This window comes from Enterobacter sp. DTU_2021_1002640_1_SI_PRY_ASU_LCPMC_013 (assembly GCF_032389435.1).
Lineage (GTDB): Bacteria > Pseudomonadota > Gammaproteobacteria > Enterobacterales > Enterobacteriaceae > Enterobacter > Enterobacter hormaechei_C.
In genome coordinates this window covers 2,333,727-2,360,281 of sequence record NZ_CP135594.1, presented here as the reverse complement: position 1 = coordinate 2,360,281, position 26,555 = coordinate 2,333,727, and the positions used below count along the sequence as shown (strand labels likewise).

The 26,555-nt window shown below is 55.1% G+C and carries 26 protein-coding genes and 1 pseudogene; 11 read left to right on the top strand and 16 right to left on the bottom strand.

Annotated features, from left to right (window positions below; all coding sequences use genetic code 11):
* Both ttcA and RS584_RS11220 read right to left on the bottom strand, forming a co-directional pair.
* On the bottom strand, positions 1-936 hold the full coding sequence (ttcA, locus tag RS584_RS11225; protein ID WP_001186974.1) for a tRNA 2-thiocytidine(32) synthetase TtcA: 936 nt from the start codon (positions 934-936) through the stop codon (positions 1-3).
* A gap of 49 nt (positions 937-985) precedes the next feature.
* Positions 986-1,183, bottom strand: a pseudogene (locus RS584_RS11220) (tyrosine-type recombinase/integrase); the annotation flags it as partial.
* Between the two features lie 70 nt (positions 1,184-1,253).
* Between RS584_RS11220 and RS584_RS11215 the strand changes: the two are divergent.
* The 3 genes from RS584_RS11215 (at position 1,254) to RS584_RS11205 (ending at position 2,227) form a co-directional block, all read left to right on the top strand.
* Positions 1,254-1,385, top strand: a complete 132-nt coding sequence (locus RS584_RS11215) for a hypothetical protein (RefSeq protein ID WP_017693355.1) — start codon at positions 1,254-1,256, stop codon at positions 1,383-1,385.
* A gap of 219 nt (positions 1,386-1,604) precedes the next feature.
* Entirely contained in the window at positions 1,605-1,802 is a 198-nt protein-coding gene (locus RS584_RS11210; protein WP_000790642.1) for a hypothetical protein, read from the top strand.
* Positions 1,803-1,804: 2 nt separating this feature from the next.
* A complete protein-coding gene (locus RS584_RS11205; RefSeq protein ID WP_032669728.1) occupies positions 1,805-2,227 on the top strand; it encodes a GFA family protein in 423 nt (140 codons plus the stop codon).
* A gap of 33 nt (positions 2,228-2,260) precedes the next feature.
* Here RS584_RS11205 and ompC read toward each other — a convergent pair whose 3' ends face one another.
* Together ompC and nifJ are read right to left on the bottom strand one after the other, a co-directional pair.
* On the bottom strand, positions 2,261-3,376 hold the full coding sequence (ompC, locus tag RS584_RS11200; protein WP_315749841.1) for a porin OmpC: 1,116 nt from the start codon (positions 3,374-3,376) through the stop codon (positions 2,261-2,263).
* A 385-nt stretch (positions 3,377-3,761) separates the two neighbouring features.
* Entirely contained in the window at positions 3,762-7,286 is a 3,525-nt protein-coding gene (gene nifJ / locus RS584_RS11195; RefSeq protein WP_315749840.1) for a pyruvate:ferredoxin (flavodoxin) oxidoreductase, read from the bottom strand.
* A 270-nt stretch (positions 7,287-7,556) separates the two neighbouring features.
* Between nifJ and RS584_RS11190 the strand changes: the two genes are divergently transcribed.
* Positions 7,557-7,823: a DUF333 domain-containing protein gene (locus RS584_RS11190; protein WP_003856935.1), complete on the top strand. Its 267-nt coding sequence runs from the start codon at positions 7,557-7,559 to the stop codon at positions 7,821-7,823.
* A gap of 1 nt (position 7,824) precedes the next feature.
* Here RS584_RS11190 and hslJ read toward each other — a convergent pair whose 3' ends face one another.
* The 4 genes from hslJ to RS584_RS11170 all read right to left on the bottom strand — a co-directional run bounded on the left by hslJ (position 7,825) and on the right by RS584_RS11170 (position 10,924).
* Positions 7,825-8,262, bottom strand: coding sequence for a heat shock protein HslJ (hslJ, locus tag RS584_RS11185; protein WP_015570436.1), 438 nt, complete (start codon positions 8,260-8,262; stop codon positions 7,825-7,827).
* Between the two features lie 123 nt (positions 8,263-8,385).
* Positions 8,386-8,514 carry a DUF2474 domain-containing protein gene (locus RS584_RS11180; RefSeq protein WP_017693358.1) on the bottom strand — a complete coding sequence of 43 codons (129 nt, stop codon included), beginning with the start codon at positions 8,512-8,514 and terminating at the stop codon, positions 8,386-8,388.
* Positions 8,514-9,524: a cytochrome d ubiquinol oxidase subunit II gene (cydB, locus tag RS584_RS11175; protein ID WP_045329916.1), complete on the bottom strand. Its 1,011-nt coding sequence runs from the start codon at positions 9,522-9,524 to the stop codon at positions 8,514-8,516. The genes RS584_RS11180 and cydB overlap by 1 nt, the downstream gene beginning before the upstream one ends.
* Before the next feature lie 5 nt (positions 9,525-9,529).
* On the bottom strand, positions 9,530-10,924 hold the full coding sequence (locus tag RS584_RS11170) for a cytochrome ubiquinol oxidase subunit I (RefSeq protein ID WP_315749837.1): 1,395 nt from the start codon (positions 10,922-10,924) through the stop codon (positions 9,530-9,532).
* A gap of 393 nt (positions 10,925-11,317) precedes the next feature.
* Here RS584_RS11170 and RS584_RS11165 point away from each other — a divergent pair, with 393 nt between their 5' ends.
* From RS584_RS11165 to patD, 3 genes are all read left to right on the top strand, one after another.
* Positions 11,318-11,506: a hypothetical protein gene (locus RS584_RS11165; RefSeq protein ID WP_017693360.1), complete on the top strand. Its 189-nt coding sequence runs from the start codon at positions 11,318-11,320 to the stop codon at positions 11,504-11,506.
* A gap of 82 nt (positions 11,507-11,588) precedes the next feature.
* Positions 11,589-13,013 carry a PLP-dependent aminotransferase family protein gene (locus RS584_RS11160; protein WP_017693361.1) on the top strand — a complete coding sequence of 475 codons (1,425 nt, stop codon included), beginning with the start codon at positions 11,589-11,591 and terminating at the stop codon, positions 13,011-13,013.
* Between the two features lie 139 nt (positions 13,014-13,152).
* Positions 13,153-14,577 carry an aminobutyraldehyde dehydrogenase gene (gene patD / locus RS584_RS11155; RefSeq protein WP_017693362.1) on the top strand — a complete coding sequence of 475 codons (1,425 nt, stop codon included), beginning with the start codon at positions 13,153-13,155 and terminating at the stop codon, positions 14,575-14,577.
* Between the two features lie 35 nt (positions 14,578-14,612).
* Here patD and RS584_RS11150 read toward each other — a convergent pair whose 3' ends face one another.
* The 3 genes from RS584_RS11150 to RS584_RS11140 are packed head-to-tail and all read right to left on the bottom strand — an operon-like array spanning position 14,613 to position 15,506.
* Positions 14,613-14,795: a DUF1869 domain-containing protein gene (locus RS584_RS11150; protein ID WP_315749834.1), complete on the bottom strand. Its 183-nt coding sequence runs from the start codon at positions 14,793-14,795 to the stop codon at positions 14,613-14,615.
* 3 nt (positions 14,796-14,798) lie between these two features.
* Complete coding sequence (locus tag RS584_RS11145; protein WP_315749969.1) at positions 14,799-15,152, bottom strand: DUF1971 domain-containing protein; 354 nt, start codon at positions 15,150-15,152, stop codon at positions 14,799-14,801.
* A gap of 27 nt (positions 15,153-15,179) precedes the next feature.
* Entirely contained in the window at positions 15,180-15,506 is a 327-nt protein-coding gene (locus RS584_RS11140) for a DUF1971 domain-containing protein (protein ID WP_023303799.1), read from the bottom strand.
* A gap of 243 nt (positions 15,507-15,749) precedes the next feature.
* Here RS584_RS11140 and RS584_RS11135 point away from each other — a divergent pair, with 243 nt between their 5' ends.
* Positions 15,750-15,923 carry a GhoT/OrtT family toxin gene (locus RS584_RS11135; protein WP_003856960.1) on the top strand — a complete coding sequence of 58 codons (174 nt, stop codon included), beginning with the start codon at positions 15,750-15,752 and terminating at the stop codon, positions 15,921-15,923.
* Between the two features lie 86 nt (positions 15,924-16,009).
* On the top strand, positions 16,010-16,768 hold the full coding sequence (locus RS584_RS11130) for an alpha/beta hydrolase (protein ID WP_315749832.1): 759 nt from the start codon (positions 16,010-16,012) through the stop codon (positions 16,766-16,768).
* A 33-nt stretch (positions 16,769-16,801) separates the two neighbouring features.
* On the opposite strand, the gene RS584_RS11125 is transcribed toward RS584_RS11130, so the two are convergent.
* The 3 genes from RS584_RS11125 to RS584_RS11115 are packed head-to-tail and all read right to left on the bottom strand — an operon-like array spanning position 16,802 to position 23,296.
* Positions 16,802-18,976 carry a virulence factor SrfC family protein gene (locus tag RS584_RS11125; RefSeq protein WP_315749830.1) on the bottom strand — a complete coding sequence of 725 codons (2,175 nt, stop codon included), beginning with the start codon at positions 18,974-18,976 and terminating at the stop codon, positions 16,802-16,804.
* Positions 18,973-21,954: a virulence factor SrfB gene (locus RS584_RS11120; protein WP_315749828.1), complete on the bottom strand. Its 2,982-nt coding sequence runs from the start codon at positions 21,952-21,954 to the stop codon at positions 18,973-18,975. The genes RS584_RS11125 and RS584_RS11120 overlap by 4 nt, the downstream gene beginning before the upstream one ends.
* A gap of 4 nt (positions 21,955-21,958) precedes the next feature.
* Complete coding sequence (locus RS584_RS11115; RefSeq protein WP_315749826.1) at positions 21,959-23,296, bottom strand: SrfA family protein; 1,338 nt, start codon at positions 23,294-23,296, stop codon at positions 21,959-21,961.
* A gap of 282 nt (positions 23,297-23,578) precedes the next feature.
* Here RS584_RS11115 and RS584_RS11110 point away from each other — a divergent pair, with 282 nt between their 5' ends.
* Both RS584_RS11110 and RS584_RS11105 read left to right on the top strand, forming a co-directional pair.
* The gene (locus RS584_RS11110) at positions 23,579-25,177 is read left to right on the top strand and encodes an ABC transporter substrate-binding protein (protein ID WP_032669815.1); all 1,599 of its coding nucleotides are present in this window, start codon (positions 23,579-23,581) and stop codon (positions 25,175-25,177) included.
* A 101-nt stretch (positions 25,178-25,278) separates the two neighbouring features.
* Entirely contained in the window at positions 25,279-25,512 is a 234-nt protein-coding gene (locus tag RS584_RS11105) for a YdcY family protein (RefSeq protein ID WP_017382275.1), read from the top strand.
* A 3-nt stretch (positions 25,513-25,515) separates the two neighbouring features.
* Here RS584_RS11105 and RS584_RS11100 read toward each other — a convergent pair whose 3' ends face one another.
* Both RS584_RS11100 and RS584_RS11095 read right to left on the bottom strand, forming a co-directional pair.
* Positions 25,516-25,965: a DMT family transporter gene (locus RS584_RS11100; RefSeq protein WP_015570448.1), complete on the bottom strand. Its 450-nt coding sequence runs from the start codon at positions 25,963-25,965 to the stop codon at positions 25,516-25,518.
* On the bottom strand, positions 25,962-26,480 hold the full coding sequence (locus RS584_RS11095; protein ID WP_315749823.1) for a GNAT family N-acetyltransferase: 519 nt from the start codon (positions 26,478-26,480) through the stop codon (positions 25,962-25,964). The genes RS584_RS11100 and RS584_RS11095 overlap by 4 nt, the downstream gene beginning before the upstream one ends.
* Between the last annotated feature and the right edge of the window lie 75 nt (positions 26,481-26,555).

Here is a 26,555-nt window from a genome sequence, read left to right as displayed (position 1 = left end):
TTACTTGACTTCTACCACGTTCAGGCGCAGTTCATCGAATTGCGCATCCTCTTCCTCTGGCTGCCAGCCAGCAGGCTGCATCGGGATCTCTTCGCGGTCAAACGCCAGATCCCCGCCATTCACCACCTCTGAACCGTGGTTAATCCCTTTGAAATCGAACAGTTCAACGTCGGCGAGGTGCGAAGGCACCACGTTCTGCATGGCGCTGAACATGGTTTCGATGCGGCCCGGATAGCGTTTATCCCAGTCACGCAGCATGTCGCCAATGACCTGACGTTGCAGGTTCGGCTGTGAGCCGCATAGATTGCACGGAATGATAGGGAAGGCTTTGGCCTGAGAGAAACGCTCAATGTCTTTCTCGCGGCAGTAGGCGAGTGGGCGGATCACGATGTGTTTGCCATCGTCGCTCATCAGCTTCGGTGGCATTCCCTTCATTTTGCCGCCATAGAACATATTCAGAAACAGCGTTTGCAGAATGTCGTCCCGGTGATGACCAAGCGCAATCTTGGTGGCGCCCAGTTCGGTTGCGGTGCGGTACAGAATGCCGCGACGCAAACGTGAGCAGAGCGAGCAGGTCGTTTTGCCCTCTGGGATCTTCTCTTTAACAATGCCGTAGGTATTCTCTTCTACGATTTTGTACTCAACGCCCAGGTTCTCAAGGTACTCCGGCAGGATATGCTCCGGGAAGCCCGGCTGTTTCTGATCGAGGTTAACCGCGACCAGGGAAAAGTTCACCGGTGCGCTTTGCTGTAGATTGCGCAGGATCTCCAGCATGGTGTAGCTGTCTTTACCGCCCGACAGGCAGACCATGATGCGATCGCCTTCTTCAATCATGTTGAAGTCTGCAATGGCTTCGCCCACGTTACGGCGCAGTCGCTTTTGCAGTTTATTCAGGTTGTACTGTTCTTTCTTGTTAATTTCTTGATTTTGTTGCATCTATTCGTTACTCAGATCTCAAATGGGGCACAGGGTGAGGAAAACGATTTCAAAGCGTCAGCTTCGTGTTCATCTCTTCTATCCATGTAGCATAGATTTCATACACCATCTGCGCATGTACGTGCCCCATCTGGTTAGCGATAAAAGACGGGTTTGCGGCTACCGGTAAAAACCAGCATGCGAAAGTGTGTCGTGTATGGTACGGATTGCAGCGCCGAATGCCAGCACGATTTACAAATGAGCTCCACAGGAGAAGTTTGGTTAAGACTGAAGGGTTGTCTACACTTACAGCTTACGCAGTAAAAACGGAGGTGAAAATGACTGACCGTCCCGTTAATGGTGACCATCCTGATTATAATCCCAGCCCGGATAACCCGGACAAGGATGGAAAAAAACCGAAAGATGATCCTGGCTCAGCGCCTGAATCAGGCGATAAAGATCCAGAGTAATGACCTGCCGCCTTTTCGAAGGCGGTTTTAACACCCATTCGGCCTCTCTACGCGCACCGCTATTCATGTTGTTCTCATCAACGTTGTCTGATAACCGCTCAGCACCCCTCCTGTTTTGCCTGGCGAACAGCTGAGATACAGCACGGATCTCATTCCCGCGTACCAGCGCGTTTTACAGTTCTCCTGCTACGCTTTTGAGGGGGACAAGGGAGCGCTTCTATGAAAAATAAAGACGAGCAGACAGGATTAGTTGGGCTGGCGATTGGTGCCGCCGTTATCGGGCTGGTCTCATCCCAGAAGATCATCAACCGTGAAAGTATTGTCGCTGAGCTGGTAAGGCTCGGCAGGCAGAAGGGGGATGGTGTCGAAGATGAGGTCTTTTTAAAAGCGGCTGAGTTAGTGAGAAAAGGAGTATAACGATGGCTGACATTCGTCATGCACAGTGTCATTGTGGGGCGGTGAAATTTACGGTTGAACTGTCGGACGGCCTGAATACCGCTCGTCGATGTAGCTGCTCGTTTTGCAGGATGCGTGGGGCGGTAGTGGTTTCAGCGCCTTTGACGGGCATTAAGGTGACGCAGGGCGCGGACACGCTCACAGAGTACCGTTTCAACACCGGCACGGCGCGCCATTTCTTCTGTTCGATTTGCGGTATTTACACGTTCCATCAACGACGTTCCAATCCCAATGAATATGGTGTGAATGTCGCCTGTCTGGAAAATGTCACGCCATTCGACTTCCCGGAAGTGGTGGTAATGGATGGAGTAAATCACCCTATGGATGGCGACAGCGGGGTATTTGGCTATCTCTCTTTCCGCAAAGAACAGGCGAAACAGCGATAAAATAAGCCCGCAGATTGCTGCGGGCTAACGGGATTAGAACTGGTAAACCAGACCTAACGCTACGATGTCATCCGTACCGATGCCATTGTTTTTGTAGAACGAATCATCTTCATCCAGCAGGTTGATTTTATAATCAACATAGGTGGACATGTTTTTGTTGAAATAGTAGGTAGCACCGACGTCAGCGTATTTCACCAGATCTTTATCGTCCTGGCCATTGCCCAGGTCTTTACCTTTGGACTGTAAATAGGAAATAGCCGGACGCAGACCGAAATCGAACTGATATTGTGCGGTGACTTCAAAGTTCTGGGTTTTGTTTGCCACGGTGTTTTCGTCATGAGCATCACCGTATGGCGTCATATTACGTGTTTCGGAATACATCGCCGCCAGATAGATGTTGTTTGCATCGTATTTCAGACCAGCAGTCCATGCATCAGCTTTATCACCACCCGCAGTGGTATGCATTTCCTGATCGTTGGTACGGTCAGATGACGCATATGCCGCGCCCGCGCTGAAGCCCATGCCAAAATCATAAGTCGCGGAGAGACCATAACCGTCGCCATTCTCATGACGTACATCGCGGCCGTTGTTAGTGCCTTCCTGATTGTTGTTGGCATCTTCATTATTACCCTGATACTGCACCGCGAAGTTCAGACCCTGCACCAGACCAAAGAAGTCGGTGTTACGGTAGGTCGCCACGCCGTTTGCACGACCGGTCATAAAGTTATCGGCATAAGTATAAGAGTCGCCACCAAATTCTGGCAGCATATCGGTCCAGCCTTCAACGTCGTACAGGACGCCATAGTTACGGCCGTAATCGAAGGAGCCGTAATCGCCCACCTTCACACCCGCGAAGGCCAGACGCGTCCAGGACTGATTGTCAGAACCTTCGGTGTTGTTTGCCTGAATGTTGTATTCCCATTGTGCGAAGCCGGTCATCATGTCGTTGATTTGGGTTTCACCTTTGAAGCCCAGTCGCATATAGGTTTGATCGCCATCTTTAGACGCGTCGTCAGAGAAATAATGCAGACCATCTACTTTGCCATACAGATCCAGTTTATTGCCGTCTTTATTATAAATTTCAGCTGCGTGAGCGGCGCCAGCCATTAACAAAGCGGGGATCATCAGTGCCAGTACTTTTCTTTGCATTTTGATTATTCCTTTGCAGTTATTTTTTTATTACTTCGTGAACTTTCCGGGCTGGAAAGCTGTCCCATGCTAAATCACTCTGACGGCGGATGAATAAAATATAATTGTTACGGGTTAAGTAAAATCTAAACTAAATGATGCGGTAGAAATAACGATTGATGCCATGAATGAATTATTATAATCAATACAAAATAAAAATTATTAATTACGTGGAAAACAAGGTAACCTCCACGCCGTTATATGCCTTTAAGATTTTTTCATCCATAATTTACGTGAATATTGTTCAGAACATTGAGGCAATTTTCACCGATCTTCTGGATTCGCCCGGTGCACGTGCATCGGGCTTTTTTTGGCAAAAAAATGCCCGGACAAGCCGGGCATAAAGTTATTCACTGGTCGATTTTTCGGCTTTCCCCGCCAGTTGCGCCAGGAAGTCATAACGCTTCTGTAGATCCGCTGCCGCATCCTTCCATAGCTGCTCTGCCACTTCTGGCTGTTGGGCGTTCAGCCTGCGGAAACGCTGCTCCTGAAGTAGAGTTTCGGCAAGGGCGTCTGACGGCGGACGCGAATCCAGCGCCAGCGGCAATTTCCCTTCATCGGCACGGCGCGGGTCGAAGCGGTACAGTGGCCAGAAGCCGGTTGCGGTGAGCTGACGCATCTGGTCGTGGCTGAGCGCCAGATCGTAGCCATGCTCCTCACACGGACTGTAGGCGATGATCAGCGACGGCCCTGGATACGCTTCCGCTTCCTGAATGGCTTTCACCGTCTGGTTGAGTTGCGCCCCCAGCGAAATCTGCGCGACGTAGACGTGTCCATACATCATCATGCTGACGCCCAAATCTTTACGCGCCTTGCGCTTGCCGTGCTCACCAAATTTCGTGACCGCCCCCAATGGCGTTGCTTTCGAGGCCTGTCCGCCGGTGTTGGAATAGCACTGAGTATCAAGCACCAGAATATTGACGTTTTCGGTCAGGCTCAGGACATGATCAAGACCGCCGAAACCAATATCGTAGGCCCACCCGTCGCCGCCGATCAGCCAGACAGATTTTTCAACCAGCGCGTCAGCATCAGTCAGGAGTTGTTCAGCCCCTTCAACACCCTTAAGCGCGTTGCGCAGTTCAGCAACCTGCGCGCGACGAACGTCAGGTGTGGCCTCCGCATGCAGGGCATCATTCAGTTCTGCCGGGATCTTATCGGCAAACTGTGCCAGCAGACGCATTACGCGGGCGCGGTGCTGATCGACCGTCAGACGGAATCCCAGACCAAATTCTGCGTTGTCCTCGAACAGGGAGTTTGCCCACGCCGGGCCGCGACCGTTCGCGTCGGTGGTGTACGGCGTGGACGGCAGGTTACCCCCATAGATTGACGAGCAGCCCGTCGCGTTGGCAATCAGCATTCGGTCACCGTAAAGCTGAGTGAGCAGTTTGATATACGGTGTTTCGCCGCAGCCGGAGCACGCCCCGGAGTACTCGAAGAGCGGGGTGATGAGCTGCGAGGTACGAATGTCAATGCGTTCCAGCTTGTTGCGATCGATTTCAGGCAGGTCGAGGAAGAAATCATAATTCACTTTCTCTTCTTCAACATGTTCAAGACGCGACATCATATTGATGGCTTTGATTGACGGGTCCTGACGATCTTTCGCCGGGCACACCTCGACGCACAGGTTACAGCCGGTACAGTCTTCCGGCGCCACCTGTAGGACATATTTCTGACCACGCATATCGCGGGATTTTACATCCAGCGAGTGCAAACTTTCCGGCGCGCCATCTAACGCTTCTGGCGACACCACTTTGGCGCGAATGGCCGAGTGCGGGCAGGCCGCCACGCAGTGGTTGCACTGGGTGCACAGCTCTTCTTTCCAGATAGGGATCGCTTCGGCAATGTTGCGTTTTTCCCAGCGGGTCGTGCCCATCGGCCAGGTGCCGTCAGGCGGAAGCGCAGAGACGGGAAGGGTGTCGCCCAGTCCGGCAAGCATCGCCGCCGTGACGGTTTTGACGAAATCCGGGGCGGCGTCAGACACCACTGGCGGCCGGTTCGGACTGCTGGCATTGACCGGCTGCAACGGCACCTCGAACAGCGATTCGCGGGCCAGCGCCAGCGCCTGCCAGTTGCGCTCAACCAGTTCCTGCCCTTTGCTGCTGTAGCTTTTGGCGATCGCCCCCTGGAGTTCCATTAGTGCGCTGTCGCCCGGCAGAATATTGGTCAGGTGGAAGAACGCCATCTGCATAACCGTATTGATGCGCGCCGCCAGGCCGCATTCGCGGGCGATCTTCGCGGCGTTAATGACATACAGGCGCGCCTGTTTCTGGTTAAGCACTGCCTGCACTTCCTGGGGCAGGCGTGCCCAGACCTCGTCGGCGCTGTAAGGGGTGTTGATCAGGAAAATACCGCCGGGCTTCAGGCGCTCGGCCATCTGATATTTATCAATGAACTGGAGCTGGTGACAGCCAACAAAATCTGCCTGAGAAATCAGGTATGCCGAGCGGATCGGGTGTTCGCTGACGCGCAGGTGGGAGACGGTCAGTCCGCCCGCTTTTTTGGAGTCGTAGACGAAATATCCTTGCGCATACCACGGCGTAGAGTTGCCGATAATTTTGATGTTGTTCTTGGTCGCCGAGACGCTGCCGTCGCTGCCCAGACCGTAGAACAGCGCTTCCAGTTTCGCATTGGAGGGCAGGGTGTTTTCCGGCAAGGGGAGAGAAAGGTTAGTCACGTCATCATAAATGCCGACCGTAAAGCGCGGCTTCGGTTTTGCCTCGCGGAGTTCAGCAAATACCGCCAGGACGCACTCCGGTCCGAACTCTTTGGAAGACAACCCATAACGCCCGCCAATGACGCGCGGCAGCGTTTCGCGCTCACCGCGGTTAAACGCCTCAGCCAGAGCGGTCATCACATCCAGATAAAGTGGCTCAGCCTGTGCCCCAGGTTCTTTGGTGCGGTCCAGTACCGCCACGGCACGCGCGCTGTCCGGCAGGGCTGCGAGCAGGTGTTTCGCTGAGAAGGGACGGTAGAGGCGAACTTTGAGCACGCCAACTTTTTCACCACGCGTCAATAGCTCATCGACCACCTCTTCACAGGTGCCGATGGCGGAGCCCATCAGAACGATCACGCGCTCGGCCTGCGGATGACCGTAATATTTAAACGGCTTATATTCGCGGCCCGTCGCAGCGGCAAAATCGTCCATCGCCTGTTCAACGTGCTCATAGACCGCGTTGTACCACGGGTTTGTCGCCTCGCGGGACTGGAAATAGGTATCCGGGTTCGCAGAGGTACCCCGGATCACCGGATGTTCCGGATTGAGGGCGCGAGCGCGATGCGCATCGATGTCAGCCTGCGGCAGCAGATTCAGAATGGTGTCGTCCGGCAGCGGAACGATTTTATTGATCTCGTGGGACGTGCGAAAACCATCGAAGAAATGAATAAATGGCACTCGGCTTTTCAGCGTGGCGATATGCGAAATCAGCGCGAAGTCCTGCGCTTCCTGCACGCTGCTGGCGCAGAGCATAGCGCAGCCGGTCTGACGCACGGCCATCACGTCTGAGTGGTCGCCAAAAATAGAGAGAGCGTGAGTGGCTACGGTGCGTGCGGCGACGTGTAACACAAATGGCGTTAATTGCCCTGCCAGCTTGTAAAGCGTGGGGATCATCAACAGCAGCCCCTGAGACGACGTAAACGAGGTCGACAGGGCACCGGTCTGCAACGCACCGTGCACGGTGGCAATGGCACCGGCTTCGGACTGCATCTCTACAACCCGCGGGACATCGCCCCAGACGTTTTTTATCCCATTACCAGCCCAGGCGTCAGCCTGTTCAGCCATCGTGGAGCTGGGAGTGATGGGGTAGATGGCGATCACTTCGCTGGTACGAAACGCAACAGACGCGACTGCACCATTGCCGTCAATAGTTTGCATAGGACAACACCCTTACATTGCGCAAAAAGAGGGGCCTGAAAAACGACGACAGACCCTGAATATTATCTGTGTATTTTAGCAAAGCTCAGGTTTTACGATTTTCGCTTTTGTGTCCTTGGTATGCGCTGTATCAATGACTCGATGGCTACTCGCGTTAAAAAATTGCGAGAAATTGTTACCAGGGCGCATAAATACGCACATCCGCTCTCGACGATGCGGCGCGTGATGCCTATTATGCATAGGTTTCGCGTTAATTATGGGGAGGAAGGTATGCGTTCAGCATTTTGGGTCGGATGTGCCGCGTTACTGTTGTCGGCATGCAGCAATGAACCTGTACAGCAGGCGACAGCGGCACACGTTACGCCAGGTATGCGAGCGGCGATGTCCAGTTCAGGTCAGGCCAACTGCGCAATGATCGGCGGTTCACTCTCCGTTGCCCGTCAGCTCGACGGCTCCGCCATCGGCATGTGCGCATTGCCAAATGGCAAACGCTGTAGTGAGCAGTCGCTTGCCGTAGGTTCGTGCGGAAGCTACTGAGTTATTCAACTCGCTTAAACATCAATGTCTTATTGGCTGTCGCCAGGGTTAACTGGTCTTCGGTCAGGTCTACCTGTGCGCCTGTGCGTAGCATATCGGCGATGGTCTGATCCAGTTCATTTAGCTGCGGCTCGGTGCAGAGTTTCCGCGTCATTGCCAGCGTTTTGACCGTCAACTCTCCTTCGGACAGTTTCCCCTGGCCGTTGAAGCCGTTGCACATTGTGCCGGAGACGACAATGTTGTTAATCAGGCTGATATTGGGTTGCGCACTGAAGCGAATTTCAGGCTGGGTTTTCCCGCCTTTAACCGCTTTGCCATCCACATTTTCCAGAACGAAACGATGATTCTCTAACTGTTCGGTCTGAACGGAGGCTTTACCAGGATTAACGCATCCAGCCAGTGCGAGGCTGATTAAACTTACTGCCGCGAGCTTTTTCATTTTTTTTCTCAAACTATCAATACCGTAAATATTTTTTCAGTGTAACCATACCCTCCTGGGTGTTAATGGGGTTTATCTGAAAGTGCGGGAAGGGACCGGGCGGCGCCGCACCCGGTCAGTGAGTTAGTGCGATTTAAATCCGGCTGCGGCCATCAGCATTTTAAAGAGCATACTTACGCAGGCCAGCGCCAGAACGCTGCCGCCCCAGATGATGGCAAGCCACATCAAACGTTTCCATACAGGTTGTTGCATCAGTGATAACCCTCCCCATGCTGTACTTTTCCGCGAAAAACGTAATAACTCCAGAAGGTGTAGACCAGAATCACGGGAATGATCAACAGTGCACCCACTAACATAAAGCCCTGGCTTTGGGCTGGCGCAGCGGCCTGCCACAGGGTAATGTCCGGCGGGATGATATGCGGCCAGATGCTGATCCCAAGCCCGCTAAAGCCAAGAAAAACCAGCCCTAATGTCATAATAAACGGCAGAGTATGGCTCGCAGGATCGTTCAGGCAGCGCCACTGGCACAGACTCAGGATCGCAACCAGCGCAGGAACGGGCAGCAGATAAAACAGATTCGGCAGCGTAAACCAGCGCGCAGCAATAGCTGGTTGGGCGAGAGGGGTCCAGATACTGATTACTGCAATGAATACCAGAAGCAGGAGCAGAAGCACTTTCGATACCTGACGCATCCGCTGTTGCAGGGCATTTTCGCTTTTCATTACCAGCCACGTTGAACCTAGCAGCGCGTAAGCCACTACAAGACCCGCACCGCAGAAAAAATTGAACGCGGTAAACCAGTCAAACGGACCACCGCTGTAAGCGCGACCAGTGACGCTGAACCCATGGATGACCGCGCCGACGGTGATGCCCTGGCTGAAGGTCGCCACAATTGATCCGCCAATAAAGGCCTTATCCCAGAACGGGCGGTGCGCCGGAGTCGCTTTGAAGCGAAATTCGAAGGCGACGCCACGAAATATAAGCCCGATCAGCATTATTGTCAGTGGAATGGTTAGCGCGTCGATGATAACCGCATAGGCGAGAGGAAAGGCGCCAAACAGGGCCGCACCGCCAAGCACCAGCCAGGTTTCGTTGCCATCCCAGACGGGAGCCACGCTATTGACCATCACGTCGCGGTCGTCCGCATTCGGCGTTGCCGGAAACAGGATGCCTATCCCCAGATCAAAACCGTCCATCACGATATACATCAACGTGGCGAAAACGATAATCACGAACCAGATAATGGAAAGATCGATACCCATTACGGTTACTCCTTAAATTCAGTGGTGACGGCAGAAAGCGGACGAGCAGGGCGGCCATCGGATTCAGTCGCGAAGGATTCATGGGGCTGCGGCCCTTTTTTAATCAGACGCACCATATAGCTGTAACCCACGCCGAATACCGCGGTATAAACCACGAAGAAGGCCAGCAAACTGACGCTCATGTGCAGATCGCCATGCGCGGAAACCGCATCCTTTGTACGCTGTAGACCATAGACGACCCAGGGCTGGCGGCCGACCTCCGTTGTTACCCATCCGGCGAGGATCGCGATCAGCCCGGACGGCCCCATCAGCAGGGCAAACCACAGGAAGGAACGTGAGGTATAAAGGCGCTGTTTATAACGCAGCCAGACCGCCGTCACGCCCAGGAGCAGCATCAACATTCCCAGGCCGGCCATGATGCGGAAAGACCAGAAGACAATGGTGGCGTTCGGGCGATCTTCTTTTGGGAACTCCTTCAATGCCGGAACCTGTTTATCGAGACTGTGGGTCAGGATCAGGCTGCCGAGAGCGGGAATTTCCAGGCCAAAACGGGTCCGTTCCTGCTCCATATCCGGCCAGCCAAACAGCAGCAGTGGGGTAGGCTCACCCGGCGGATTCTCCCAGTGGCCTTCAATGGCGGCTATTTTCGCTGGCTGGTGTTTTAAGGTGTTAAGCCCGTGCATATCACCCACCAGCGCCTGGACTGGAGCCACGATCAACGTCATCCACAACGCCATGGAAAACATGGTGCGAATAGCGGGCGTGTTGTTTCCGCGCAGTAAATGCCAGGCCGCGGAGGCACCGACAAACAGCGCGCTGCTGAGAAATGCCGCTATCGACATGTGCAGCAGGCGGTAAGGGAAGGAGGGGTTAAACACCACGGCAAACCAGTCCACCGGAACGACCTGACCGTTGATGATTTCATACCCTTGCGGTGTCTGCATCCAGCTGTTTGACGAGAGGATCCAGAACGTAGACATGAGGGTCCCCAGTGCGACCATGCAGGTCGAAAAGAAGTGCAGCCCCGGCCCGACCTTATTCCAGCCAAACAACATTACCCCGAGGAACCCCGCCTCAAGGAAGAACGCGGTAAGCACTTCATAGGTCAGCAGGGGGCCGGTAATACTGCCCGCGAACTGGGAAAACCCACTCCAGTTAGTGCCAAACTGATAAGCCATCACCAGGCCGGAGACCACGCCCATCCCAAAGTTGACGGCGAAGATCTTCGACCAGAAATGGTACAGCGAGCGCCAGACGGGATTTTTTGTTTTCAACCACAGCCCTTCCAGCACGGCGAGATAGCTCGCCAGGCCAATGGTTATCGCCGGAAAAATAATATGAAAGGATACGGTAAAGGCGAACTGTATTCGCGCAAGATGAAACGCATCTGGACCAAACATGCACTGCCTCAATGTTAAACGGTGTACTGTTATGATAGAGAGGCGGCAAGTGAGATATCAGAAGCAGAAATCGATAATTTATCTATAACAGTTGTGGGAAAAGCTGAACTTTATCTGGCTGATATAGGTAACAAGGAAGAATAAAAAATTTCTTTTTATGATTTTTACGCATTAAACAGCTTGCTTTGTCGCCAGCAACATGCGTTAATGGATTTCTGGTTTTGAATCCAAATAAATATCTGACGTAGTTTTATAAAGCAGTTCTCATCACGTTGTGCCTCTCCGCAGCCTCTCTTGGGTCTTTATCTACATTCCGATTAGTTTTGTATCGAACCATTTATTGCCTGATCGGCTCATGAGTAATTTACGTTTTTACGTTTACAGGAGAATCCTATGACTTCTTATATCCATTTCCGCTGCCCATGCTGTCATGGCTCGCAGTACCGCACCTCAGCTTTTGATGTGTCTGACAAAAATCCGTTCGGCGCGAAATGCATTTTCTGCAAATCGTCGATGATCACGCTCGACCACCTGGCCGCAGCGCGTTCTGCTCAGAATCACATTACAGAGTACCGCAAGTAATCTGCCGCGTTTCCTATAACAGTTAGCAAAATCTTCTCTTTTTCTCCTGCTGATATACACTGTCCGCAATAAGGAGAATCTGATGAAAAAATACCAGCGTCTGGCGCAACAAATTATCTCGCAGATTGAGCTTGGCGTATGGTTGCCGGGCGATAAGCTGCCTTCTCTGCGAGAGCAGGTGGCAAGCAGCGGCATGAGTTTTATGACCGTGGGCCACGCGTATCAGATGCTGGAAAGTCAGGGGCGCATTGTTGCCAGACCGCAGTCAGGCTATTACGTTGCCGCCCGCCCGACCACACACCAGCCTGCACCGCCCGCGCAGGTGATGCGCGATGAAGTGGTCGACATCAACACCTATATTTTCGACGTGCTACAGGCCAGCCGCGACCCCTCCGTTGTCCCTTTTGCCTCGGCATTTCCCGATCCGCGCCTTTTCCCGCTTCAGCAACTCAACCGATCGCTGGCTAACGTCAGCAAAACGGCTACCGCCATGAGCGTGATTGAAAACCTGCCGCCGGGTAACGTCGACTTACGTCATGCCATTGCCCGTCGCTACGCTCAGCAGGGAATGAATATCTCCCCGGATGAAATTGTGATCACCGCGGGCGCGCTTGAGGCGCTCAACCTTAGTTTGCAGGCTGTGACTGAACCAGGGGACTGGGTTATCGTTGAAAACCCCTGTTTTTATGGCGCACTCCAGGCGCTTGAACGTCTGAAACTGAAAGCGCTGTCGGTTGCCACTGACGTGCGTGAGGGCATCGATCTCAGTGCCCTTGAGCAGGCGTTAAATGATTATCCGGTGAAAGCCTGCTGGCTGATGACCAACAGTCAGAACCCGCTCGGCTTCACGCTGAGTGCAGAGAAGAAAGCTCAGCTGGTGGCCTTACTCACCCGGCATAACGTCACGCTGATTGAAGACGATGTTTACAGCGAACTCTACTTTGGCCGCGAAAAGCCGCTTCCGGCAAAGGCCTGGGATAAGCAGGATATGACGTTGCACTGCTCCTCATTCTCCAAGTGTCTGGTGGCCGGTTTCCGTATTGGCTGGGTGGCGGCGGGAAAACATGCGCGCCGTATTCAGCAGTTGCAGCTGATGAGTACGTTGTCCACCAGCTCTCCCATGCAGCTGGCGCTGGTGGATTACCTGGCGACCAAACGTTACGACGCCCACCTTCGTCGCCTGCGACGCACGCTTGCTGAACGCAAACAGCAGGCCTGGCAATCGCTTTTGCGTCATATGCCTGCCGGCGTCAAAATCCATCATAACGACAGCGGCTACTTTTTATGGCTTGAACTGCCTGAACAGCTGGATGCGGGGCGGTTGAGTGAGAAGGCGTTAACCCATCAAATCAGCATTGCGCCCGGCAAGATGTTTTCCACCTCCAATATCTGGACACCGTTTTTCCGTTTCAATACCTCATGGGGCTGGGGCGAGCGGGAGGAGCAGGCGGTCGTCCAGCTGGCGGGGTTAATCCGCGAAATGATGCTGCACCCAGTCACACCTTGATGAAAATTCCTGAAGCGACATGACGCGCGGTCTACCTTTAGTAAGGGAGCGCGGATTGGTAACGTGACGTTGTCACGTTTCTGCCCGCCAGAACGTGTGCTGACAGCGAAAACAATGTCGATTTCAACAGGACGATGCTATGCAAAATCAATTGCTGATTAATGGTGAACTGGTGACCGGCGAAGGTGAGAAGCAGGCGGTTTATAATCCTGCCACGGGTGAAGTGCTGCTGGAGATTGCTGAAGCGTCGGCAGCACAGGTGGACGCTGCCGTCCAGGCTGCCGATCGCGCGTTCACAGAGTGGGGACAAACGACGCCGAAAACGCGCGCCGAATGTCTGTTGAAACTGGCTGATGTGATAGAAGCCAACGCTGACGCGTTCGCAAAAGTGGAGTCCCTTAACTGCGGGAAACCGCTGCACTGTGTTCAGGGAGATGAGATCCCGGCCGTGGTCGATGTGTTTCGCTTCTTTGCCGGGGCCGCCCGCTGCCTGAACGGGCTGGCTGCCGGAGAATACCTCGAAGGACATACCTCAATGATCCGCCGCGACCCGGTTGGGGTTGTCGCCTCTATTGCGCCCTGGAACTACCCTCTGATGATGGCGGCGTGGAAGCTGGCGCCCGCGCTGGCGGCGGGAAACTGTGTCGTCATCAAGCCGTCTGAAATTACCCCGTTGACGGCGCTGAAGCTGGCGGAACTGGCGAAAGATATCTTCCCGCCAGGTGTGCTGAACGTGCTGTTTGGTCGCGGAAAAACCGTAGGAGATCCGCTGACCGGCCACGAAAAAGTCCGTATGGTTTCTCTCACCGGCTCTATTGCTACCGGAGAACATATTATCGGGCATACCGCATCTTCAGTTAAACGTACCCATATGGAATTGGGCGGAAAAGCCCCGGTCATTGTCTTTGACGATGCTGATTTGGATGCCGTGGTTGAAGGCGTGCGTACGTTTGGTTTCTACAATGCTGGTCAGGATTGTACCGCAGCCTGTCGTATCTATGCCCAGAAGGGGATTTACCCCGCGCTGGTCGAAAAGCTGGGCGCAGCCGTTGCCAGCCTGAAAATGGGCGCGCCGGACGATGCGTCAACCGAGCTGGGCCCGCTCAGCTCCGCAGCGCATCTTTCCCGCGTTTGTGCTGCCGTGGACGAAGCCAAAACCCTTGGACATATCCGCGTCGTCACCGGTGGCAGTAAAAGAGAGGGGGCAGGATATTACTTCCAGCCAACGCTGCTGGCCGGGGCGAAGCAGGAAGATGCGATCGTCCAGCGAGAAGTGTTTGGCCCGGTGGTCAGCGTGACAGAATTTGAGGATGAAGCGCAGGTGCTGAACTGGGCCAACGATTCGCAATACGGCCTGGCCTCGTCCGTCTGGACAAAAGACGTCGGACGCGCCCATCGCCTCAGCGCACGGTTGCAGTATGGCTGCACCTGGGTCAATACCCATTTTATGCTGGTGAGCGAAATGCCGCACGGCGGGATGAAGTTATCTGGTTATGGCAAAGATATGTCGGTCTACGGACTTGAGGATTACACGGTAGTCCGGCATGTAATGATCAAACACTAAACCCTCATGCCCGGCGCAGTGCCGGGCGATTCAGCTTACCAGCCACAGACCTCGTGTTCATTTTCCGTATCGTAGGCGCGAACGGTGTTCACCAGATCCTTCACGACATCTGCCGCGACGTCCGGGATCAACAGCTCCATTGGCGCTTCTGTTTCATATTCCACCGACACGCCGTTGCTGTTGTTGGTGACGGTCACGGTATAGGTAGCCTTACCCATTATTTACTCCTTATGCGTGTTGACCACTTTACCGATGCCCGCACCGCTGAGCGTGACGGCAGGATCCGCGAAAAAGTCGATATTAAAATAGGTGTCGTCGGTCAGTAGCTCAATGCGGTGCCATTTTTGTGGTGGGGAGATGCCAAAAGAACCGGCCTCAATGACCACTTCCAGATCGGGTTCGGTGGCGTCGCCATCGGCAAAGCCAAAGTAACGCACTGCACCCTTCATGACGGACAACCGACCGTACACGCCGGCTTTGGTGTTGTGATGGGTAAAAAGCGCTTTTGGGGCGGTCTCTTTATTCCAGAACGGCGTCGAGCGGGTATGAACAAAGTTTTCAGGAATACGTAACATCATAGTTTCCTTCATGTTGTCGGGCGCTTAAAGGGACTTAAGCACCTCAGGTTCAACAAAGAATTCAATATTGAACAGGGTGTCGTCGGTCATCACCTCAATGTGGTGCCATCTCTCTGGCGGGAAAACGCCGAAACGACCCGCTTCAATGACGAGCTCGCTGTCAGGCTCAGAGGTAAATTCATCAGCATAGCCCAGATAACGCACTGCGCCACGCATCACCGACAGGCGAGGGTAAACGCCCGGACGCGTGCCCGTATCAAGGTGACGTTTAAAAATGCCGGCGGGGGCCGTTTCTTTGTTCCAGAAAGGCGTGGAACGGGTGTGAATGCAACTCTGCGGAATGCGTAGCATGTTTCCTCCCTTAAAAGCCTGCTGTTATTAAACTGCTTTCTGAGGGGATGGATTTATCAAAAAGTGCATTTAATATGCATCTTATCAATAATAACCGTTTTGCTTTACCCGGCGTTGTTACACAAGGTACTCAGTTGTTATTATCCTTAGTATTTAAGTGGTTATGATGTAACGAAAAAACTTGATCTGTGTCAACATATGACGCATATTGCGTGCGGTTATTTTTCGGCTCAGGTAAACAGAATGACGTTGTATCAAAAGATGTTGGTGTTCTACGCAATCATGGCCTCCATCTGCGCATTAATCACCTGGTTCCTGTCTAAAGATCGTAAACGTATTCGCCTGTTGAGCGCATTCCTGGTGGGTTCCACCTGGCCGATGAGCTTTCCTGTTGCCCTGTTGATCTCTCTTTTCTGAAGCACGCTTCCAGAATCGGCATCAAGATATAGCATTCCATACATTGAATCTGTATAAATATACAGTCCTTCATACATGGAGTGCTTATGAACAGTTTCTATTCGCAGCAAGCAGGCTGCACTGTGCGCTGGCAAGATCTTCCCGGTGTCGGTGACCCGGTTGTGTTTATCCACGGGTTGGGCTGTGCATCGTCGTATGAATATCCTCGTATTGTCTGTGATACCCGTTTCGGGGGGCGCAGAGCCATTCTGATCGATCTTCCCGGTAGCGGTTACAGTGACAAACCTGACAACTACCGTTATCGCACGAGCGAACAGGCGCAGGTGGTGGTTGAATTGTTAAACCATCTCGGCCTGGATAGTCTATGGCTGTATGGTCATAGCATGGGGGGGAGTATCGCGATCGAAACGGCAGCACTGTTAACGTCGCGCGTTAAGGGCCTGATAGTATCTGAACCCAATTTTCATGCGGGTGGCGGGATGTTCAGCCGAGCAATTGCGGCCCAAACGGAACAACATTTTCTGGCTCAGGGCTATGATGACATGCTGCGGGCGGAAACGTCGCCGTGGGCTGGAAGCCTTCAAAGCAATGCCCCCTGGGCCGTCTGGCGCGGCGCAACAAGCCTGGTCGAGGGCGTTAAACCTGACTGGGCACACCTGTTCTTGTCATTGAGCTGCCCGGTAATGTTAGTTTTTGGTGAGCGATCCCTGCCTGATGACGATTTTAATCGCCTGCAACAAAACGGCGTTGCTGTAAAAATTATCCCTGATGCGGGCCATTCAATGTCCTGGGAAAACCCGTCAGCGTTGGCTCAGGCTTTATCTGGCTTCATAAACGGCTCATGAAGGGGTAGCCCGCATTGCTGCGGGCTGCAATGATTAAGACAGCAGGGCAGACAAGGCTTTCCGCGCAGCAGGCTGAACGTCATACGGGCACTGATAATCCACGTTCTCAATCGCGCGGGTGTAGAGCGCAACCAGCCAGTCATAAACATAGGCTGTCGCCGCATGGACAGGCTGCTCGCCAAGTCGGGTAAGACGGGGAGAAGCGCTGCTCACAACTGGCGTCACAAAAATTGGCTGACCTTTGCGGATCCGGCTTGCAGGCCGTTCAGAAACGGGCGTCATTTCATAGCCAAGCCAGCTAATGAAATTGCCTGTCGCGGCATGCAGCTGCGCGGCACTGCTTTTATCTTTTTCTGCAATGCGTTGCAGTTGCAGCGGCAGATCCAGCCGGTAGCTGGTAACGATCAGCACATCCGCAATCTGCTGTAATACCTCTGCGTCCAGGCCCAGACGGGCAGCCGCCGCGTCGTTGCGACTCCACTGACGAAGATGGTTAACCCACACGTTATGGGCCAGCCGCGCCTTGTCTTTGGTCTGCAACGCGCCTGGATTTTCCTGCGGCTCTTCCGCAAACAGATCGATAACATCGTTAAACAGGCCGTTGACCTGTTCCTCACGAGGCTGGTGAACGGTCAGCAGCGTCTCAAACGCGTTTAACGGCGGCAGAAGCCCCTCAAGCAGTTCACCATGACGAGCGGCACTGCCTTGCAGCGTTCGGACCATTTTTTCGGCCTGTGCCCGCCCTGCGCCTGGCTCCTGAGTGAGAGGCGCGACATATGGGCGCATCAGCGTCGACACCGACTCTTGTAACAGCCTTTTTAGCGCGCGGAGACGCTTCTGGCGCTGTGCCGGCAGGGTAGCCTGCGACAGCCACTCAATCACCCGCTGCATGCTGTGGGTATCGAGCGCCTGGAGCGTGCCCCAGCGCAGGCCCGGCTGGCCCAGCAATTGCTGCACCGCTTCGTCCAGATTCTGCTTTGTGGTAAACCGCGCATCATGAGGGGTAATGGCCCAGACCAGCCCCGGCAATGCGGATTCTTCAACCGGCTGAGTCTCTTTGATCCAGTTTTGCAGGAGCCTGGCCGTTTTTGCGGTCTGCTGGTGGTGCGCCGTCGCATTACAGATAACCAGGACATCCGGCTGAATGTGCTGACGATAATGCTCCAGCAACCACAGGCATTTTGCCTGCATCATCAGCGGCGTGTTTTCCTCAGAAATGGCAGGGATATCAATGACGTCAACGTTATCCAGCACGCAGTTCTCAACGGGCAGCACCACTTCGCGGGTCAGAGATGCCAGTACATCGACGGGCAGGCTAATGGCGTTAAGCAGCTCGCCGTTTTTTACCGGATGAAGCAGTGTTTCCTGTGCTTCCGGCAGGGTAAACGCCCCGTGCGTAAGGAAGCCTTCGCAGGGCAGACCAAAGCTGTCCACCAGCAGACTCAACGGCGCCGCAAGCGCGCTGGCATGGCTGGTTTGATGCAGCACCTGGGCGAATTTAAGCCACTGCTGGGTTAACTCCTGCTGCTCACCCCACAGCAGAGACCAGACGCTGGCGCGGGTGCTGAGATCAAGCGACGGAACCAGCAGGGCAAACTGGTGCCACAGGGCATCATCAATATGCTGCTTAGCGCCGGGTACTACGCTTTGCCAGAACCGGGCAATGGTCGCGACTTCCCGCGCCGTCATTCCCGGCACGCTCTGCGGTTGACGCAGCGCCCGCCACTTCTCAAGCCGGGCTTCAATCACCGATTTATCCACCGCGCGGATCTGCGGATCCAGCGTGGTGCGCGCGATAAACAGCTGTACCAGCTCGGCCTCCGTTACCAGGCGCAGGCGTAAGGGAAACGCGTCGTCTGCGACCTCGCGGGACGCTCTGCTGAAACGCACGGCCATGTTGGTCGGTGCATGCCCGGGGTTAATATGCGAGAAGTAATCAAACGTGCGTTGACCCGGCGTAACGTTCAGCCGTTCGTCCCCGCTGCCGCAAAGTGCAGCCAGCAGGTGCGCTTTCGCGGCCTGCGAGTGGCCATATAAGCCGATACTGCCCTGGCTGACAAGGGCGCGATCGAGCGCCTCTTCACGCGCGCTTACTGCGTTAAGGCGGGCAAGCAGGGCGTCGGCTTCGTTATCCAGCATCGGGGCGTGCTGTCGCGTCTCGTTGATCCACCCGATTAAGGCCTGAGTGGTGGCAGTCGTCGCAGTCATTTAAGGTATACGCTCCCGCTGTCGATCCAGTAGTGGCTGCCGCTGTGTCGGCGATCGGCCAGAGTATTCAGTTTAAAGGTCAGGGCATCCGGCGGCACTGGCGTGCCGTCCTGTAGCCAGGCATCACTCAGCTCGAAAGATTCCGGGCCTTCCTGCTTAGTGCCGCCACGCAGCTTCAGGCGCACGTTCAGTACGCCGTCGCCCGCAATGGCTTTCGCCAGCTCGGCTGAGTTGATGCTCAGGGTATAGAGCGGCGTCGCGGGCCAGCGGGCATTGGCCAACTGCCGGAAGCCGAGCGTAACGTTGCCGCGCAGCGGGAAGTGCAGACGGGCGTCCAGTTTCGCGCCGGGTTTATCGAGGTCGATATCGTGATACCAGACGTTCTCGTCCCGCAGGGTATTGATCGTGTTATCCAGCACGCCCAGATAGCGCACCGTAGAGTACGCGCCGATATCCGCTGCTTTAAAGTTAAAGCGCGGCAGACGAAGATCCAGCGCCAGGCTACAGAGCATCGCTCCCACCGCAGCGGTGGATTTCGGGTTGCCGATCCGTCCCTGCTGGCTGAACGGATACCATTCATGAACCTGGTATTTATCCAGCCAGACGATGCGGTTGACGGGCACCGGTTGCAGGTGGCGAATCAAGGCCTGAACGCCCGGCAGACAGCCCGGCCGTCCCGTGATCAGCAGGATATCGCAGCTGTAATGAGAGATCGCCTCACATACCGCATGAAGCGGGGCGGCAAGCGTGAACTGACCCGCCAGCATGGCGTCCCGCATCTCCCGGAAGCTGACGTGCAGCGGTACGCTGAACAGATCAAAGTGTTCTGAGCCGGCAGGCAACGCATGGTCGATCGCCTGCTGGAGATAATTCATCACGTTGCGCGTCGGTTTTTGCGCAAGCAGATCGCCAAAGGTGGCATGCAGCCCGGCCAGCGGATCGTCAACATCGCTCGATTCCCACGCCGCCAGGATCGCGTGACCGATCGGCATAAAGAGCTGAAGCGCCGTCTGCTGGCGCAGGACCGCCTGAGTATCGATCCGCCCGGAGTCACCGAACAGGGATGCCATCAGCTGGGAGGCATCGGCTATGCCGGATTTCTGAAGCTGGGTTTGCAGGGCGGGCAGAACGTAGCGCTGGATCACGTCCAGCAGCGTGTCGTCACCGGCTACCTTAAACCCTTCGCGGAACAGCAGCTGCGGGGTGATTTTGACGTTATTCCCGGAACCATCATCTAACTGATAGTGCGTGATAGCCATATCCGTCGTGCCGCCGCCGATATCAATCGAGGCCACGCGCAGCGCACGCCCCGGCTGGACGCCAGGCTCAGGCGCGCGATCCGGACGGGCGAGGGAGGCGAAAAAGGCCTCGGTCTGGCCACCAAAATGGGAAATGGCTTCGTTATACAGCCACACCAGCTGGCCGCAGCTGGCCTCGTCCCACTCCATCTGGATCTCAGGGACCGGCACCACGCTTTTTTCCTGCTGCTTGCGGCTGGCAAAATCTTCATCCTGCGGGTGCCAGCCCATCGCTTTCCAGACGATGGCGATGGCTTCGAACATGCGGCGACGGAAAATCTCGCGCTCCTGTTTCGGCATTGCCGAAGGCAGGGTGAGGATCAGCGTCCGCAGCTGGCGGGGAGAGGCCGGGAAGCCGAGCCGCAGGCGGGTGGCCACGCTGTTAATCTGGCCAAGCGCCTGAGCCAGCAGCTCGCAGAGCATGTGCGTCATCAGGGTGCTGCGGCTGTACTGCGGAGAGAACACCGGCAGGCGCTCATCCTGCGGCAGCGTAAAGAGCGGTTCCCCGTCGTCGTTCATCAGGTTCATCAGCGGAAACGCAGTTGCCAGCGGTTCGCGCTGGGTTTTGCTGTTCATCTGGCTAAAGCGCCAGTCCTGCACCACCGGTGTCTCGTCCCACAGATAGCGACGCGGGCTGGAGATGCCGCTGTTGCCGTCGGTGCCCAGACGCTGCATCGCCAGCTTACGCGCTTCATCACCCACGCGGACAATCGACGGCCAGACGAATGCATCCTCCCGGCCGCTTTCCACGGAGAAGTGCTGTTTGCCAAAACGCGCTTCGGAAAATTCAAGACGGCTGGTAAACAGCGGCTCATTCAGGAACTGCGGCTCACTCAGAGATCGTACCTGAAGTTCAGCCGTCTGGCGCAGGCCGTCGTTGGCATCACCATGATCTTCAATAATCACGCCGCAGGTATGGGTGTTGCCTACGTCAAGGATCAAATCGACAGGAATAGCAGGGGTGCTCAGGGTATGGGTGACAAACTTCACTTCCGGCACGGTGAGTTGTTCACCGAGCATGGAGAGCAGGTTGAGCCAGTGCGCCTGATATTCAAAGCTGCGCATGGCCTGATGCAGCTCGCGCTCGGAGCGTTTTTCAACCCCGTCGGCAAACTGCGTGAAGGCTTCGCGCAGCCAGCCGTCAATCCAGGTCTGGTCGAGGAAACTCTCAACCTCACTGTCGCGCCAGGCGAGCGCGAAACGCGTGCCGTTCAGGATATCGTTTTCAACCGGCGACAGGGCAGACGTCGCATGCTCTGCAATCTGGCTGTCGAGCGCGACGGTGACCCGGTGCGTATTGCCAGCTGCGTCGGGCGTGGAAAGCTTTCGTACCTGGACGCGCGCCCAGTTATCCGGGCCTTCAACAAACGTCCGCGGCGGGTTAAAGCGCAGGAAAGGGATCGGCAGCCAGACGCCGTCCAGCACGGTCAGGGAGTCATGCAGTGGAATGGTGCTTTCAGGCTTGACCACTTCCGGCTGCCCGCCATCGGTGGCAGGGAGCGTGTACCGGCCGTTAACCAGGTCAAAATCCAGACGCAGCAGCGGGCCATTTGCTGTTTTACGCACGAAACGCCCGTTGCTGGCGGTGTCCTGCGGAGTCAGGCCAAAATCGAGAAACTGCACGCCGCTGTTAGCAATCAGCGTCACGCTCTGTTTATAGTCGCAAAGATTAACCAGCATAGGATCAGACACCTGCTTTCTTGAACGTCAGAGGAACGACGGTGTTGGCATCGTAACGTGCGGTGCATTCCGCCACATCGCTGGCACCTGCCTTACAGGTCACTTCCGGCATCGGATAGCGTGAACCGTCGGTGCAACGCGCGTTTCCGCGCGTTTTGATCAACAGCTCGCCGTTGCTGTGTAATCCGGAAAAGACGTCTACCCGGCAGACAATGTTGTCGCCATGCACGACCCGGGCGAAACCTTTATTGTTCTGGATCTGGTAGCGCAGCGACGGCGGTTTGCCGGTGAGCGGATCCTGCACATCGAGAAACGCGCGCCAGGTGCCGTTCAGGAAGCGCGTTAACCCCGCTTTGACCTGGTTTGCCTCCATCACCATCGCATCTTTCGGTATCGCGGTAATGACCACCGGTTCGGCTGCCGGGGCAGGCGTTTTCACCTTCGGCTCTACCACTTCGGCCTGGTGCAGCGGGAGTTTCAGTTCAAGCGGCTCAACCGTCTTTATGGGGGCCGGAGCAATGGCGACGGGTACTGGCGCTGGTGTGGCAACAGGCGCTGCGATCGGGGCCTGTTTTGGCCAGAGCAGCGGGGTGGCGATGGCTGCAATAATGACGGCGGCAACCGGCAGCAACCACAGGGGGGAGCGACGTTTTTTCTGTATGGCCGCCGGTGCGGGCTCTGGCGGCGCGGCGTTCATGCGCACCGGCTCTGGCGTATACAGTTCATCGTCGGTGATACGGACTGTAGTCACAGGCGTGATAAGCGGCGCGTCGGCCTGCTCAAAGGTCACCACCGGGGCCGGTTCTGGCTCAGGTTCAGGCTCAGGCTCGTTAATCACCACTGGCTCAGGTTCAGGGACCAACGATTCGCGCAGGCAGTCCAGCACGTCGTCGCGCGCGTTCTCGTTAAGGTTGACGAAACCCCAGAAGCAGATCACCGGTTTGCCATCCACCAGGAAAACAAAGTTTTCACCGGGAAACTGAAAGGCTTTTGAGAGCAGAGAGCCAAACAGTTGCCGCGCCGTTTTCGGTGACTGAAGGCATTTTTTACTCAGCGACTCCACGCTGGCGAGCGTGTTTTCCAGATAGCGCAGGGCGCGATAACGATCATCTTCATCCGCCGCCTTCCAGCTGGAGACGGTTCCCTCAACCGGGGAGTACCAGTCAACGCGATCGCCGCCGTCGTTGACCTGGGGGATGGCCAGGCAATCAACGATAGCCTGTTGTTTGCGCAACCGAAGCGCTTCGCGGATTTGCAGCGCTGATTCAAAAACGGCCTGTCCGCCGCCGCCAACGGCCTGAAAATCATCCAGATTACCGCTGCGTAAAAGTGTTTTTGCCACGATTTGGTCCTGTAGACTTTTTCACGCCATTACTTTAGCGAATCAGGTAAGCAAGCAAACGGCTGAGGAGACGGCAAAAGGGACGATTTCTTGCGGCATTGATCGTAACGGTTGTGCTTGACGAATAATGGACCTTAAGGCAAATCGGTTTCTGCGGGCTGATGCTAAAACCAGCGAAATGTACGGCTTTAGAATAACCTGATAGTGATTCGTTATTTGTCAGGCCAAAACGTCTGTGCTGTTATTACTGTTCACTATAATAAAACCGAAAGGGTAATAACCATGTCTACAGGGAAAACCGTGCTGGCCCTCGCGCTGAGCGCGCTACTACCGGCAAGCGCCGCATGGGCGGAAAACAAAGACACCATTATCTACTGCTCCGAGGCGTCGCCGGAGTCGTTTAACCCGCAGATCGCCAGCTCTGGGCCCTCGTTTGTCGCCAGCTCGCAAACGCTGTATAACCGTCTGATTAACTTCGACCCGGTAAAAAACACGCCGGTGCCTTCTCTGGCCGAGTCGTGGACCATTTCGCCAGACGGCAAAACATACACGTTTACCCTGCGTAAAGGGGTAAAGTTCAACAGCAATAAATACTTCAAACCGACCCGTGATTTTAACGCTGATGACGTTATTTTCTCCGTTATGCGTCAGAAAGACCCTAAGCATCCCTATCACAATGTTTCCCAGGGTAATTACGAATACTTTAATGACGTGGGCCTCGACAAGCTCATTCAGGATGTGAAAAAGATCGACGATTATCACGTTCAGTTCACGCTGAGTGAACCCAACGCGGCGTTCCTGGCCGACTGGGGAATGGACTTCGCCTCGATCCTCTCTGCCGAGTACGCGGACGCGATGCTGAAAAAGGGCACGCCTGAAAATGTGGACACCTGGCCAATCGGCACCGGCCCGTATGTGCTTCAGCAGTACAAGGTGGATTCGCTGATCCGCTACGTCGCCAATCCGAACTACTGGGAGGGAGAGGTGCCGACCAAACACCTGATCTTCTCCATCACGCCAAACGTTGAGACGCGTCTGGCTAAGCTGCAAACGAACGAGTGTCAGATCATTCCTGCGCCGTCGCCGGTGCAGTTTGAAGCGATCAAGAAAAACAAAGACCTGACCCTGCACTCGGTAGATGCGCTGAACGTGGGGTACCTGGCGTTCAACACGGAGAAAAAACCGTTTGATAACGTGCTGGTGCGCCAGGCTCTGAATTACGCAACGGACAAAAAGGCCATTGTGAACGCGGTCTTTATGGGGTCTGGTACGGTCGCTAAATCGCCGATCCCGCCGAACATGCTCGGCTTTAACAAAGACCTGAAGGATTACGGCTACGATCCGGAAAAAGCGAAAGCGCTGCTGAAGCAGGCGGGTCTGGATAAGGGCGCGGAAGTGACCCTCTGGTCCATGCCGGTTCAGCGTCCGTACAACCCGAACTCGCGACGCATTGCGGAGATGATCCAGGCTGACTGGGCGAAAGTGGGCGTGAAGGCGAAAATCGTCTCATACGAGTGGGGGGAATATCTCTCCGGCATGCGTAAAGGCGAGCATGATTCCGCGCTGTTCGGCTGGATGTCTGATAACGGCGATCCGGACAACTTCGCCGATGTGCTGCTGGGTTGTAACAGCATCAAAACCGGATCTAACGCCGCGCGCTGGTGTGATAAGGGGTATGATGAGCTGGTGCAAAAGGCCAAACTGACCAGCAACCCGGACGAACGTGCGAAGCTGTATGGCCAGGCACAGGAGATTTTCTACCAGCAGGCACCGTGGATTGCGTTAGCTAACGGCAAAACGTTCTACGCGACCCGCAGCAACGTGACCGGGTACAGCGTGAGTCTGATGGGCAGTGACTTCTCGAAAGCGAAGCTGAACTGATCGTATTCTTGCCGGGTGGCGGCTATGCCTTACCCGGCCTACAGTTACCACCCGTAGGCCCGGTAAGCGTAGCGCCACCGGGCATTTGGAAAGGAGTGACAATGTCACATTTAAACGATGTTATCGCCCGCGTCGATGCCGCCATCGAAGAGAGCATAATTACCCACATGAACGAACTGCTGATCGAATTAAGCGACGATGCAGAGCTCAGCCGTGAAGATCGCTATACCCAGCAGCAGCGCCTGCGTACCGCGATTGCGCATCATGGTAAGCAGCATAAAGAAGAGGCGGAGGCGCGCCATGCCCACCTCACGCAGGGTGGGACTATCCTGTAAGGGTTAAAACTGGCGCCGTGCCACCAGCCAGGCGCCGACCACCAGCATCACTGCGCCGCAGACCGGGCCAACCAGCGCCCGCAGGGGAACGCCGTTGCTCTTGAGGATGTCCATCACCAGGCCGCCAATCAGCTGGCTTGCTACCAGCACGGCAATGGTCGTTGCCGCGCCCACATTCTGATACCCGCTAATACTGGCAAAGACAAAAAATGACCCCAGCAGGCCGGGGATCAACGTCCACCAGCGCACCGTCGACGCCAGTTCGCTAAACCCCGCCAGGCCATTTTTCACCAGCAAAATGCTGACAAACAGCACAATCCCCACCAGCGAGTTCAGCAGCATGGCGATAAGAATAGTGGAAGAGGATTGCGTAATGCGCACCATCAGGGTGTTTTGCACCACCAGCCCAATCCCGGCGGCCACCAGAAACGCTAACGTCAACGATTGATTCATGGCAGAGCATCCGGATCGCTGCGCTCATCGAGCTGGAGTTGCATAAAGGTTAAATCCAGCCAGCGACCGAATTTGGTTCCCACCTGCGGCATATTACCGGTGGTAACAAAGCCCAGGGTTTCGTGCAGATGAATCGACGCCTGGTTCTGCGCCTCGATACCGGCAACCATCACATGTTTACCAATCTGGCGGGCTTCCTTGATTAATTCCGTCATCAGCAGCCGACCGATGCCTTTGCCCTGATGATCGGGATGAACGTAAACCGAGTGCTCCACCGTATGGCGAAAACCGTCGAACGCTCGCCAGTCGCAAAATGAGGCGTATCCCGTCACAACACCTTCTTCTTCACTGACCAGCACCGGATAACTCAACAGCGTGCGCGCCTCAAACCATGCAATACGGTTATCGGTGTCGACAGTTGTATCGTTCCAGATGGCGGCGGTGTGCAGCACCGCATGGTTATAAATTTCACCGATAGCGGCACAATCTTCTTTGCAGGCATGACGAACGATCATGGTTAACCTCTGGCTGTGTTGTTTACTATAGTAGTACGATTTACTCACAATATTACACAGTTCTTGTGTTGCATC